Origin of the sequence: Vibrio sp. 1727 (assembly GCF_033344415.1) — a bacterium.
GTDB classification, from domain to species: domain Bacteria; phylum Pseudomonadota; class Gammaproteobacteria; order Enterobacterales; family Vibrionaceae; genus Vibrio; species Vibrio alginolyticus.
The window spans coordinates 57,841-70,925 of record NZ_JAWPOT010000006.1 but is presented as its reverse complement, the minus strand read 5'-3'; the positions used below and the strand labels follow the sequence as shown (position 1 = coordinate 70,925).

Annotated in this window: 9 protein-coding genes; 8 read left to right on the top strand and 1 reads right to left on the bottom strand. The window is 40.7% G+C overall.

From position 1 onward, the window contains the following. Positions 1-176 precede the first annotated feature (176 nt). On the bottom strand, positions 177-2,327 hold the full coding sequence (locus R8O10_RS08235) for a serine/threonine-protein kinase (RefSeq protein ID WP_270054860.1): 2,151 nt from the start codon (positions 2,325-2,327) through the stop codon (positions 177-179). Between the two features lie 312 nt (positions 2,328-2,639). On the opposite strand from R8O10_RS08235, the gene tagH reads away from it, so the two are divergent. From tagH to tssA, 8 genes are read left to right on the top strand one after another with little or no spacing between them, the layout of a single operon-like run. Next, positions 2,640-3,833, top strand: coding sequence for a type VI secretion system-associated FHA domain protein TagH (gene tagH / locus R8O10_RS08230; protein WP_042521011.1), 1,194 nt, complete (start codon positions 2,640-2,642; stop codon positions 3,831-3,833). 11 nt (positions 3,834-3,844) lie between these two features. Then, positions 3,845-4,300, top strand: coding sequence for a type VI secretion system lipoprotein TssJ (gene tssJ / locus R8O10_RS08225; RefSeq protein ID WP_017820223.1), 456 nt, complete (start codon positions 3,845-3,847; stop codon positions 4,298-4,300). Positions 4,301-4,321: 21 nt separating this feature from the next. Continuing rightward, a complete protein-coding gene (tssK, locus tag R8O10_RS08220; RefSeq protein ID WP_270054861.1) occupies positions 4,322-5,647 on the top strand; it encodes a type VI secretion system baseplate subunit TssK in 1,326 nt (441 codons plus the stop codon). Between the two features lie 11 nt (positions 5,648-5,658). Then, complete coding sequence (gene tssL, locus R8O10_RS08215) at positions 5,659-6,951, top strand: type VI secretion system protein TssL, long form (protein WP_213877410.1); 1,293 nt, start codon at positions 5,659-5,661, stop codon at positions 6,949-6,951. Between the two features lie 16 nt (positions 6,952-6,967). After that, positions 6,968-10,486, top strand: a complete 3,519-nt coding sequence (gene tssM, locus R8O10_RS08210; RefSeq protein WP_318191276.1) for a type VI secretion system membrane subunit TssM — start codon at positions 6,968-6,970, stop codon at positions 10,484-10,486. Then, the gene (gene tagF / locus R8O10_RS08205; protein ID WP_005375944.1) at positions 10,468-11,163 is read left to right on the top strand and encodes a type VI secretion system-associated protein TagF; all 696 of its coding nucleotides are present in this window, start codon (positions 10,468-10,470) and stop codon (positions 11,161-11,163) included. Before tssM ends, tagF begins: the two co-directional genes overlap by 19 nt. 9 nt (positions 11,164-11,172) lie before the next feature. Next, the gene (locus R8O10_RS08200; RefSeq protein ID WP_270054863.1) at positions 11,173-11,967 is read left to right on the top strand and encodes a PP2C family protein-serine/threonine phosphatase; all 795 of its coding nucleotides are present in this window, start codon (positions 11,173-11,175) and stop codon (positions 11,965-11,967) included. Next, complete coding sequence (gene tssA / locus R8O10_RS08195) at positions 11,960-13,075, top strand: type VI secretion system protein TssA (protein WP_054578969.1); 1,116 nt, start codon at positions 11,960-11,962, stop codon at positions 13,073-13,075. The genes R8O10_RS08200 and tssA overlap by 8 nt, the downstream gene beginning before the upstream one ends. The last annotated feature ends 10 nt before the right edge of the window (positions 13,076-13,085 follow it).

The window sequence follows — 13,085 nt, the reverse complement described above, 5'->3', positions numbered from 1 at the left end:
CTTGCAGTCCTAGTTTAAGGCTATCGTTACATACGGACGCCAGACGTTCGCCAACTTTGACTATTCCTTCAGTCAAGGCTAACTCTCCTCATTAAGTACAAGTATAAATTAGCAATCTAGTTGCATATTGGCAAGTAATCTACGGCAAAAAAGGGACTCGCGTCCCTTTTGTATTACTAGCTTTGCTTAGAGTCCTGTTCTATTTGCTTCATAAGCTCGTTGGCTTTCTTCATAGCGCGTCTTGCGCTTGAAGTCCTTCGCTTATTAAGCAATATATCGGAGAAGCGTAAGTATTTATCAGCAGTTTTGAATCTTAAATCGTTAACATCCTGAAAACCAATAGGAAAGTTTTTCGAGAACAGATCCACATCCTTCACTAAGTTATCGAGATGAGTTGTCGTCCTTGCCTTTTCTAGGCGAGAATAAAAGTTTTCAAACTCTTCTTGGAACAGGATTCTAGCGGCATCTTCTGGAAACGGTAGAGGGCTGTTGGAATCTAGCGCTGTCTCATATAATTTCATTTCCAGCACTGCATCTTTCATCGCATTACTTATCTGTAAGTTCTCTTGATGCTCTTCTACGTTTGAAAAGAAGGTGTTCCCAACCTTAATAAGAGCAACAAGTGCAGCTGCGTCTTTCTTTTTGAGTGCTTCAGTGAGGTGCTGACCGAAAACATCGCTAGATAACGAACTTGGCGTGAAAGGATAACCTTGATGAATCTGATTTAACTCATCCTTGAGCTCATAGATGGATTTACTGCCGTCTTCTTTACTGTACCGAGACTTTTCAAGTTGACTGTTGATTTGCCTTGCTATCGAAAGTAACGTGGAGTGCTTGCTTGACTGAATATCTAAGGCAAGAACTTCTATTTTATGTGAGTCAGGGTAGTAGATTTTTGCTTTATCAAGTATGGACTCAATTTCATCATAATTCGGGTAGTTGTTGGCATCAGAATTCAAAACCTGATCAATTTCAGATTCAAACTCGCTGAGAATATAGGTCTTGTGTAAGCGTAATAAGCCAGCCTTAACGACTGGATGTAAGCTTTTTTCACTATCAATCAGTGCCAAACTTTTTTCTGCTGGCGTATCAAGCTGCCACTCTTGTCCGGCAATTTGATCATTTTGCTTGCTAATAACGGTTTCCAAAGTGGCGATGGTTTCTTGTTGCTGCTGATAACCAAATACAATGCCGCTAACTAATAATATACTCGCTGCCGCGCCGCTAGCGATAGGCCAATAGCGCATATTCAATTTGCGTTTCAACTGCTCAGGGGTCAGCTCGTTCGGAATGATGCCAGTTGAAAATACGCTTGAAAATATTGGCCACTTAGATGCGGGCATGTTAGTTGGTTTAGAGACCTTGATCTTCTGTTTGAGAGCTTCATTAACTGGAGTTCTTGCGTAAGGGTGTTTGCAACTCAATAACTCGTAAACAATACAAAATAGAGCAAACATATCGTCGCTTAAGTTCGGTTCCTTACCGGATAACAGGTTGAGTGATGCATAGTTGGGAGTATAACCAAGCGTTTCAACATTTTCGGATTTACGTTTAGCCGCATATTGATCCTGCTTTAATTGATGAGTTTTAGATACACCAAAATCAAGCAGCTTAACGTTACCCTCAGACGTTAAAATCACATTAGCGGGCTTTAGGTCGGCGTGCACTACACCAAGAGAGTGAGCATATGAGAGTGCATCGAGTACCTGATTTAGGATTGATAAAGTTGCATTAAACTTCAGCCCATGGGGCCTAGAACGCTGTATTAAACTCTCTAATGTTTCTCCGTTAATATACTCCATAACTAAAAAGTATATTTCGCCATCAACACCAAAATCAAAAACCCTAATGATATTAGGGTGGCTTAACCTTTGAGTTTGTTGAGCTTCACGTATTAACATGCGTGCAGTCTCTGGTTGAGAAGCAAACTCTTTCTGTAATATTTTTAACGCAACGTAGGGTGTTTCTGAACCTGAAGATTCAAGAATCTTATCTTTAGCTAAGTAAACATCGCAAAGCCCACCATGCCCAATAACCGACTCAATTTCATACCGATTTTTAACGGTCGTTCCTATTAAGCTTTCGTTAATAACATCTTTGTTATTATTTAATGAGTCATCTTTATTGTTTTTTTTCTTATTAACTAACGGAGTGTTTTCTTTTTGAGACAGTTTTGTATTTGTTTCATTTTTATTTTTAACGGAGGTTTCATTATTAGTGAGTTTGGTTGATTTAATTGCATTGTCTCGTTTTTGAGTCTTTACAATTTTAGTTTTATCTCCGCTTTCTTCGTTATTTATAGAATTGTTTTTATTACTGTCTTCCATCACAAGAACTCCGTATAAATGATGGGGGAATATATACCTTTCTGCTCAATGAAAAGTCATTATGTTAGAATTTCTCGGCCAAACTAACATTCGTTTTTTTATTGATGAAAGTCTAAGTGTCAAAAATTTGAACTTGGTTGGATAATTAAAATTGTTGAACAATACGTGATTGCTTTGATAAAAAAATGATTCATTATTCCGTGCATGATTTTCAATGGCAGTATTAAGATTTTTATTAATCTTACTGTTAATAAGAAAGCAGTTAATAATAAAATTAAAAATAATATCTAGCAGGTCTTTGGCGAGGTTTACATGAAGTTGGTTTTAACCATAACAAGTTTTCACAAATTTACTCCAGAGATTGAGAGTGAGTTCGTGTTTGAATCAAGTGATGAACATGCCAAGGTTACATTTGGTAGGTCTGAACAATGTGATTGGACACTACCAGATCCTGAAAGAGTGGTATCCGGAACCCACGGAGAACTGATTAAGTTTGGTGACAAATACTTGATAAAAGACCTCTCAACGAATGGTACTTTTGTAAATAATGCTGTAACTCCTGTGGGTCAAGGAAATGAAATAGCACTAAGCGATGACGATATGGTTAGCTTAGGGGATTATCAAATTTCAGTTTCTATTCAAACAGATACAGATGTATTCAGTCTTGAGACAAGTAAAAGTCTTTCTAGCGCACCCCCTGAAGTAGTCTCAAGTCCATCGGAAGCAGAATTTGTTGACCTAGGCCTTAGTGCTAGTGAACTCTTAAACGAAAGTGTTCCTTCTGACTTTCAGCTAGATATTGGTTTAGTCGATGATTTTATTGATATCCCAAAGCCCGAAAAACAGAGCACCGTATCTGAAACTTTACCGAAAGTTAACCGACAATCAGAACACCTATCGACTCCCAACTTTGATACCAATGGGGGTGAACTTGCGGCTTTTGTTAGAGGGGTGGGTATAGATCCAATGATGATTCCCAGCGATAACCGAGAGGAATGGTTTGAACAACTGGGGGAGTCATTTTCTTTGATGCTAGTTGGTTTAATGGAAACACTGCATAACAGAGCAGTGTTTAAGCAAACAAATCGACTTAGTCATACCGCATTTCGTAAGTCAGAAAATAACCCTTTAAAGTTTTCTGCAAACTTAGAAGATGCGATTCATAACTTATATAACCGTCAAACTGCTAGCTTCTTAAAGCCAAATGCAGCCATTAAAGAAGCATTTAATGACATCGAAAGTCATGAGCAAGCCTTAATGAAAGGTGTTGAAGGTACGGTTTCGAGTGTTATGTCACTTGTTGAACCTACTTCTATATACTCAGATGCTTTAGCGAAAGACACGGTTATTAATAAGGTTATTCCAGCTAGAAAATATGCTCAAAGTTGGAAGAGGTTTGAGGATATTCATGAAAAGCTATCCGATGATATTATCAATAAAGAGTCTCCGTTCTATTTAGAAGACTTCGCTAAGCACTATGAATTAGCAATAAAAAACAAAGGCTAGGAATTTGGGTGATGAAAAAGTTTTACCAATATATTTTGTTATTAATTTCAATGGCTTTATTTGGGTGCTCAGCAGCGAACCTAGTTGTTGATCCATACTCAGATTTAGAAATAGCAGCAAGTCATAACATTAATCCTGATTCAAACGGCAGGCCTTCTCCTGTAGTGGTGTATGTATTTGAATTAACGTCAAATACCATTTTCGAAAGCCAGGACTTTTTTTCTATTTATGAAGAAAGTGAAAAAGTCTTAGGACCTGATTTAGTGAATAAATATGAAGTTTCATTAACTCCAGGTCAGAAAGAAACATATCAAGCAAGTATGTCTCCAAAGACAGAATATTTAGGCATTGTCGTAGCGTTTCGAGATATTGAAAACTCAAATTGGCGACAAGTCATTAAAGTGGATAAGACCGGTTACAACACATATCAAGTATTGTTAGAAGATCTGTCTTTGGTCGTTAAATAACGTTTAGTTGGCTAATTATAAATGACGCAATACTCCAAGACGGCTTGGTGCGAAGGAATGTTTTTACGTCCCCAGCACTTCCAACAACAAGAACGCGCAACCTCTCAAGAATTCAAGGGCTTACATCAGTTAGGTGGGGCTTACAATTGGGGAGTTTGGAAATGTCGAGTAAAAAAACACGCGCTAAAAGATGGTCTTATTGAACTTGAGCATCTTGAAGCTGTTTTGCCAGATATGACGTTGGTTAATACGTTAATATCCAACGATTCAGTTTCGTCTCTACTTATTGATAAAAACACTGAAAATACGTTAGTAAAAATAACTCTCCCTCTTTCAAGTATTACAGGTAAAAACGTTTCGGATGTAAGCGAATCGATCGTCTCTCGTTATGTACTTCAAGATATCGACGTGATAGATAACCTTACAGGACAAGATGAAGAAACCATCCAAGTTGCAGCCCTTAACCTAGAGTTGAAAGCGAGTAATGACAAATTAGCGGGTTATGTGGAGTTACCTATCTTAAGGATCAAAGAGGTAACTCCTGAAGGGGAAGTTATACTAGACGATGAGTACGTTCCTCCGCTTATCAATCTCCTTAGCGACAAAGTTATGTCAGCCTATCTACGTAACGTTATCGCGATGACAAAGATGCGTGCTGACGTTATTGCGCAGCGCTTGATTAAGGGTAAATCTGCATCGGCATCTGCTGTTGATTTCATCATGCTCCAAATGCTGAACCGATATGAGGCGAAGTTAAAGCATTTCAGTGAGTTAGATAGGTTACATCCACTGGAATTAGCGACGACACTTAAAGGTTACATTGGTGAGTTAGCCACTTTTTCTAATAAAACTAAAAGAGTCCCAAGTTTGCTTGCGTATGATCACTTAGATGTATCAAGTGTTTATAGCGAGTTGAATCAGATACTCAGTCAGTACCTCAGTGTTGTTCTTGACCAAACTGCGACCAAACTTCCGTTGGAGCCTCGCCAATACGGTATTCAAGTGACGCCGCTTCCAGATAAACGCTTGCTTGAGTCATGCCAATTTGTGCTAGCAATTAAAGCAGACACCACAACAGATGAAATAAGACGCCTGGTCCCAGCGCAACTCAAGTTTGGCCCGGCAGAACAGATTCGCGATCTAATTAATAATCAGATCAACGGTATAAACGTAGTGCCGTTGAGTGTCGTCCCGAGACAGATTCCTTACCAAACGGGCTATGTTTATTTCGAAGTTGTCAAGAAAGGGCCATTTTGGATGAGGCTAAAAGATAGTGGCGGTATTGCGCTTCACCTATCAGGGCATTTTCCGAATGCTGAACTTGAGCTTTGGAGTATTAATCAATAGGCGCGCTCAGTATGGAACAAACGATCGTAAAACCAACACCGGGTGGAAGAGCACCCGCATCGAAACCACAATCAGAAAAGTCACTGGATAATACCGTAGTTATCTCAAAAAGCCCTGAATTGGTGAACAATGATTCAGTGGTCGCTTATGGGAATAACTCTCTACTAGCAGAGGCGAATGGCCTGTTATCTATTATCGGTCAAATTCGGTCGACAGCGACTCATTCCGATCCGTTGTTTCTAAAAGAGACATTGGCACAAAAGCTTAGAGATTATGAGAACCGATTACGTCAGCATGACGTTGATTTGGATACCATTGATACAGCTCGTTATTGTTTATGCTGTTCACTAGATGAAGTTGTCCTTAACACCAATTGGGGTGGGCATTCATTCTGGAGTCACGATTCATTACTTAGCTCCTTCTATGCTAGCAGTCAAGGTGGGGAAGCGTTCTTTAAGCATCTTGATAAGTGCATGGCGAAACCAGATGCGAACTTAGATTTGCTTGAACTAATGTATGTGTGCTTATCTCTCGGGTTTCTGGGTCAATACCGTTTAGAAAAAAATGGACTGGAATCGCACCGGAAATTGAGAAGACAGGTTATTGCTACTCTTAAGTCTTATGGGAGAGGAGTCCCTCAGGAGCTAAGTAATAGTATCGACCAACACATTTTGAATGGCTCAAAAGCTTCTGATAGAGCCCCTCTTTGGGTTGTATGTTCTGTAACGGCGGCATTATTGGTCTGCATATATATGTATTTTAGCTATGAGCTAAATAAGGCATCCAATCACACTTTTTCTCAATTAGTCAATTTGATTCAACCGCAACAACTTAACCAAGATGCAACGTCAGAATCAAAATCAGCGCCAATTGCAGAAAAGATTTCAATGTATCTAGCAACTGAGATCGGTAAGGGGCTAATCAATGTTGAGCCGCTGCAAGACAGGGTAAGAATTTCGTTAAAGTCTCAAGATCTATTTGAATCAGGTAGTGCTGATGTTGTCGCTTACATCCAACCCGTTATTTCTAAGCTTGCGAGAACATTGGAGTCGACCCAAGGCAAGATCATTGTTACTGGTCACACCGACGATAGGCCTATTTTCACGAGTAAATATCCCTCGAACTGGCACCTATCATTAGCTCGAGCCACTGCTATGTCTGAACAACTGATCTCGAATAGTGCATTAGAAGGGCGAGTGATACCCGAGGGATTGGGGGATGCAAGACCATTAGTTGAAAACAGTAGTGATGAAAACCGAGCTATTAACCGCCGGATTGAAATCGACCTTCTTGTCGCGAATTAATAATAGGTAGATAGAGATGCGTATTAAAGAAATTGGCAGAATATTTACTCAAAGATGGTTTCTCGGTCTTATCGGTGTCGCTGCTTGTTCTATTTTCATTTGGGTTGTTGGTCCACTTATTACGATAGCGGGATATGAGCCCCTAAAGAGTGACTTTCAACGGCTAGTCACTATTCTAGTGTTGGTGTTGCTTTGGGCGATATTTAACGTTACCAAGCAGCATAAGCAAAAGGTGAAAGAAGACGAAAGTATTCAAACGTTGCTTGAGGTTGATAGCCAATCAGATAAAGAAGCGGCAAGTGAAATTGACTTAATGCGCGAGCGTATTGAGCAAGCTGTCAAAGTAGTGACGAAAACACACAAAGGCAAGAGAAGTTTGTATGACTTACCGTGGTATGTATTGATTGGCCCTCCTGGAACGGGGAAAACAACCGTATTAAAGCAGTCGGGGTTAGAGTTTCCATTAGGAGACAGCCTTGGCTCTGACTCTATTGCCGGTGTAGGTGGCACTCGCCACTGTGATTGGTGGTTTGCAAATAAAGCAGTTCTTATAGATACGGCTGGCCGGTATACGACACAAGACAGTCAAGAAAAGGTCGACTCTAAAGCGTGGCATGGTTTCTTAGGATTGTTGAAAAAGTATAGAACGCAAAGACCAATTAATGGTGCGATTGTTACGATAAGTTTAGCCAGCGTGATGTCTCAGACTCGAACCGAGCGAAGTCTTCATGCTCGAGCAATTAAGTCGAGACTTCAAGAACTGAAAAACCAGTTAGGCATGCAGTTTCCGATTTACGTATTGCTCACCAAAATGGATTTAGTTGCCGGTTTCAATGAATTCTTTGCCGATTTAAGTAAGGAAGAACGAGATGATTTATTTGGTTTCATGTTCCCTCGTGAAGTGGATGATGAAAGAGGCGTTATTTCTCTATTCAACAAAGAATTTCATGGCATGTTGGAGCGCCTTGATGCCCGTATGCTTAGAATACTTGAAACTGAGGACGATTTAGATAAACGCGCGCTTATCTTTGAATTTCCAAAGCAATTAAGAGTGCTACAAGCTAATCTTGACGAGTTTTTAGCTGAAATTTTTGCACAAAACAGTTTTGAAGAGCCTGCCTTGATTCGTGGTGTGTTTATGTTGAGTTCGGTTCAAGAAGGCTTACCAGTCGATAAGCTGATGAATGAATCAACCAATGGACTTGGGTTAAATCGTTTAGCTCTAGCAAAGAGTCAGACTGGTTCTCATAGTTATTTCGTAAAGAATCTTTTTGACAAGGTTATTTTCAAAGAGCAACTGTTAGGAACAGTTAATCGTCACTATCAAAAGCAGTCAGGTTGGATGCGTCGAGGTGTTTACATTGGATGTACAACGCTACTGCTAGGAGCTTCTGCGCTTTGGTTTATGAGTTATAAGTGGAACTCACAGTTAATTGTCGATGCCAATGAACAAGCTAGCCATATTGATGCACTGATTGGCGCTCAAAGTTTAGATTTTGAAGCGGATATTGTTTCAGCTGTAGAAACATTAGATAGGTTGATGACGCTTCCTCTCGGAAAGCAAAGCAACTACGGTGATGCCGACTCTGTAAAGAGGTTTGGTCTCTATCAAGGAGACAAAGTATCTCAGGCGGCAAACAATGCATATTCTGATGCTTTGACCCAATATTTCGCCCCTTTGCTTCTTGATAGCCTGGTGTCAGAAATGGAGAGCAATCAACAGCATCGTGAGTATTTGTACGAAACGTTAAAAACGTATTTGATGTTATTCAATCCAGACAAATATCAACAAGATGAAGTGTTGGCTTGGTTTAACTTTTATTTCGAACGTCAATATCCGGGTGAGCTAAACGCAGACTTAAGAAGACGCTTGCTACAGCACACTCAATATTTATTAGGCAACGATGGACAAGGCTTTACTTACAACACTGCTGCCGTGACGAGTGCTCGAGAAGTGTTGACTCAAATGTCTCTACCTGAACGTGCTTATCAGCGAATGAAAATACAATGTTCTAAGAGTCATGTACCTTCATTTCGCTTGACTGATGTATTGGGACCTAAAGGGCTTGAGCAGTTCGAGCGAGCTAGTGGAAAACCGCTATCACAAGGCATTTCGGGTTTCTACACGTACAATGGTTTTCATAGCATTTTTCAGATTCAGATCAACCGTACAGTAAAAAGCCTAATGGAAGAGAACTGGGTTTATGGTGACGATCTTAAGGCTCATGAAATTGATCAAGATAGTGCCATCCAAGGCGTTCAGTCTCGATACTATCAAGATTATGTTAATGAATGGAAAACGTTGATCGAAGATATTCAATTGAAGCAGGCTCCGAGCCTAGAACTTGCGACAGAGCAAGCGAGGGTTTTATCTGGAGTTGAAAGACCAATCGAATCTTTGTTGAGAGCAATCCAAAAAGAGGTTGCTCTATCAAAAGTATCATTGTCAGAAAATCAAAAAGCCGCTTCTGAAGTTGCTGGTAAAGTTGCCAAAGTTAAGTTTTCAAATACGGCAGATAGACTAGACATGTATTTACCTGAAGAAAACGGCTTCAATGTTGCTCTGCCAGGTAAAGAAGTCGAATCGCATTTTTCAGAGATCTTACGCCTTGGTGAGCAAGACTTTGATGATATTCAACAAGCAATGGTTAACTTGCGTTCGTATTTAAGTGACTTATCAAGCTCTGGTAACAATCAGAAAATTGCCTACAAAAGTATTTTAGATGGAACCGTTACACAAGATGTCGCAGCTTCCTTCGCTCGTGCTAAAGAACTTTTGCCGAGACCATTTAATCAATGGCTAGGTGAGCTTTCTCAAGAGTCGGTTAAGTTTGCGGAGAGCGGTTCGAAGGATCATCTAAATCAACTTTGGGTAACACAGGTGGTCCGCCCTTATCAGCGGACTATTGCTGGCAGATATCCATTCGAGCCCAACGCGAGCAGAGAAGTTAGATTGAAAGACTTTAAGCGATTCTTTGGTTATGGAGGTACGCTTGACGCATTCTTCCAAGAATACCTCGAACCGTTTGTGGATACTTCGAAAAGTCGTTGGCGATTAGAAAAGGAAATTGGAGTTCGTCCAGAAACACTAATGGTCTTTCAAAGAGCGCAACGTATCAGGCAGTCTTTCTTTGAATCTGATAATTCATTACGCGTAGAGTTTGGGATGAAGCCTGTTTATCTAGACCAGCACATTACTCGATTTGTCTTAGAGTTGGGTGGACAAGATTTGGTTTATAAGCATGGACCAGCAAGAGCTAAATCGTTGAGTTGGCCTGCCGGTCAAGATCAGACTCGAATTGTGTTCACACCACCTGAATCTAAACGCGAAATTGCGCATACCTATGAAGGTGAGTGGGGCATATTCAAGCTTTTGGATCAATCACTTAAAGCAAGGCCAGAATCGCGTAAAGACAATATAGTTATGATTGATTTAAAGGGAAATAAGGTGCAGCTAGAGCTTATTCCTTCTAGTGCCATTAATCCGTTTTGGTCAAATGAAATGGAGAGGTTCAGATGTCCACGAACCTTATAACATCAGGCTGGGGCTATATCGGTAAAATGCCTGCAAAAGGGGACTTTGTGAAAGATGGTTTATCACAAGATTTCTCGGAGCGTTGGCATGATTGGCAACAGGCGGTTATTGCAGTCAGCAGGGAACAACTGGGTGAAAGCTGGAATGAGCACTTTTTAACGGCTCCTGTGTGGCACTTTGCTTTGGATATTAGCTATTTAGAAGACTCAACCTACATTGGTAGCATGATTCCTAGTGTTGATGCATGCGGTAGATACTTTTTCTTTACTATAGCTCGTGCCGTAAAAGGTGAAGCTGCGCAATATTGGGGTGACAGAGCTTGGACGGAGGACAGTGCCGCTCTTGCTCTTTCAGTACTTGAGGACGACTTTGTCTTTGATGTTTGGCATAAGAGTACTCAAGAAAAAAATGACCTCGTTGCGAATGTAACAAGTGAAGTGAAGCCTCTAGAGTTTCTTTATCAAAGCCAAATATCTACAGTTTTTCATGATCACGGCAATACTGATCAAAACACGCTTTTGAATTACCTCATTAAAGAAAAATTGAGTAAACCATGTTTTTGGTGGACTGAAGGTTCAACGAAGGTTGAACCATGCATGTTCATTACTAGTGGATTTCCTTCAATTGGTCAGTTTTCAGCCATGCTTGATGGCGGCTGGAAAAAGTGGAATTGGTAGGATAGAAGAATGAATTGGAACTATTTTACCTTTGCTAAATCGCACGCAGGAAAAGTACGCCCTTATAACGAGGATGCTCTGTTGGATATGACAGAACAGCATATTTGGGTGGTTGCCGATGGAATGGGTGGACACAGTGCTGGCGATATAGCAAGCCAGATGCTAGTGGATAGAGTCGCGCGCCACATGCAGGATGTCTCCAATACTAATATCGATGATATCCGAAGAGTGGTTCAAGAAGCGAACTTAGAAATTTACCAATACGCACAAAATCACTTAGACGGTAAAACGATGGGAACAACACTTGTTTTGTTGTTTATTCAGGATGGGTATTACCACTGTCTTTGGGTGGGTGATAGCCGAATTTACCAGCTTAGAAGTGGTAATTTGGTCCAAAAAACACGTGATCATAGTCAAGTCATGGACTTAGTGGATCAGGGCTTATTGGCATTTGAAGATGCCGAATCGCACCCTCTTGCAAATGTTATTACCAGAGCTGTTGGGGTCGACGAAAGTGTCACTATTGATCAAGTTTCAGGGCAGTTGGCTGACGGCGATCAGTTTCTACTCTGTAGCGATGGACTCTCTAAGGAACTTACGAGTGATGAAATTCATCGGACATTGTATGCAGACTCAGTCAACCAAGCTGGATTAGCGCTCATGCATTCGGCTTTGGTTCGGGGCGCAAGTGATAACGTAACTTGTGCTTTGATCAAAGTTCGCCAAGCGCAAACGGAGTGCGAAACAGTAACTAGAGAAGACGCGACGATACCTGTCTTTCTAAGAGGGAGAGCTTATGAGTAATGAAATGTTTGATTGGTATGAACAAGCGTTGGCTCCTATATCTCAAGAAAATCCTACAGGTATTGATCCTAGAGAGGATGTATCACCACAGTCTGCTTACTATCGGTTGAAAGATCAGCGTATGGCCGCCCGCAACGCTGAACGTAATGCTCTTATAGAAGAAGAAAGTATCTATACCCACAGTAATTTATGGCGAGTATTTATTGAAGATGTCCCAGAAATACTCACGAATCAGTCTAAAGATTTGGAATTTGTTGCCTGGCTTATAGAAGCCCTAACTCGATTGTATGGTTTTCGTGGTATGGGCGTTGGCTACAAACTCGCAACCAGTTTAATTGAGAACTTTTGGGATGATCTGTACCCAATGCCTGATGAAGATGGTATTGAGACAAGAATATCGGCGATTATTGGCCTCAATGGTATCGATAGTGAAGGAACACTTATTTTTCCAATTGCTTGTATACCATTGACTGACTTAGGCGTGGAGCAAGCTTATGCCTATTGGGAATATCAGCAAGCTATAGAGCTTGAGCGCTTAGACGAAGATAAGCGCCGAAATCGAGTCGAGCTTGGGGCTGTTGAGTTATCTGAAATTATAACTACGGTTAAGTCGACTTCTGATACGTTTTATCAAGAATTAATCACGGATTTGGAGTTCGCTACAGAATCATTTAATGAATTCAGTCAGCGATTAGATGAAGCGGTCGGTGATGTGACTCCTAGCTCTTATATATCAAAAAGACTTGAATCAATACACTCGGCATTAAAGCACCTTCTTGGAGATCGTTTTAATCAACCACAAGCAGTGATTGAAGAGCTAGAGGATCTTGATGAATCTTCTTCTGAACAACCGTTAAGTGCACAAAGTTGTGATGCATTATTAGCGACAAACATGAAATCACGAGAGCAGGCAATTAGACAATTGCAGCAAGTAGCTGATTTCTTCCGAGAGAGTGAACCTCACTCACCAGTTTCTTACTCCATCGAACAGATCATTCGTTGGTGTGGGATGCCTCTGCCGGAGTTACTGGCGGAACTTATCTCCGACGGGGATGCAAAGAAAAGCTACTTCCGTTTGGTTGGCATAGCAGAACAAAATGAAAATTAATAAAGGGAGA

Coding starts and splice junctions, on each gene's coding strand:
- tssJ (WP_017820223.1), top strand. CDS start 3,845: ATGAAAAAGTTTTACCAATATATTTTGTTATTAATTTCAATGGCTTTA.
- tssK (WP_270054861.1), top strand. CDS start 4,322: ATGACGCAATACTCCAAGACGGCTTGGTGCGAAGGAATGTTTTTACGT.
- tssA (WP_054578969.1), top strand. CDS start 11,960: ATGAGTAATGAAATGTTTGATTGGTATGAACAAGCGTTGGCTCCTATA.
- tssM (WP_318191276.1), top strand. CDS start 6,968: ATGCGTATTAAAGAAATTGGCAGAATATTTACTCAAAGATGGTTTCTC.
- tagF (WP_005375944.1), top strand. CDS start 10,468: ATGTCCACGAACCTTATAACATCAGGCTGGGGCTATATCGGTAAAATG.
- tssL (WP_213877410.1), top strand. CDS start 5,659: ATGGAACAAACGATCGTAAAACCAACACCGGGTGGAAGAGCACCCGCA.
- R8O10_RS08235 (WP_270054860.1), bottom strand. CDS start 2,327: ATGGAAGACAGTAATAAAAACAATTCTATAAATAACGAAGAAAGCGGA.
- tagH (WP_042521011.1), top strand. CDS start 2,640: ATGAAGTTGGTTTTAACCATAACAAGTTTTCACAAATTTACTCCAGAG.
- R8O10_RS08200 (WP_270054863.1), top strand. CDS start 11,173: ATGAATTGGAACTATTTTACCTTTGCTAAATCGCACGCAGGAAAAGTA.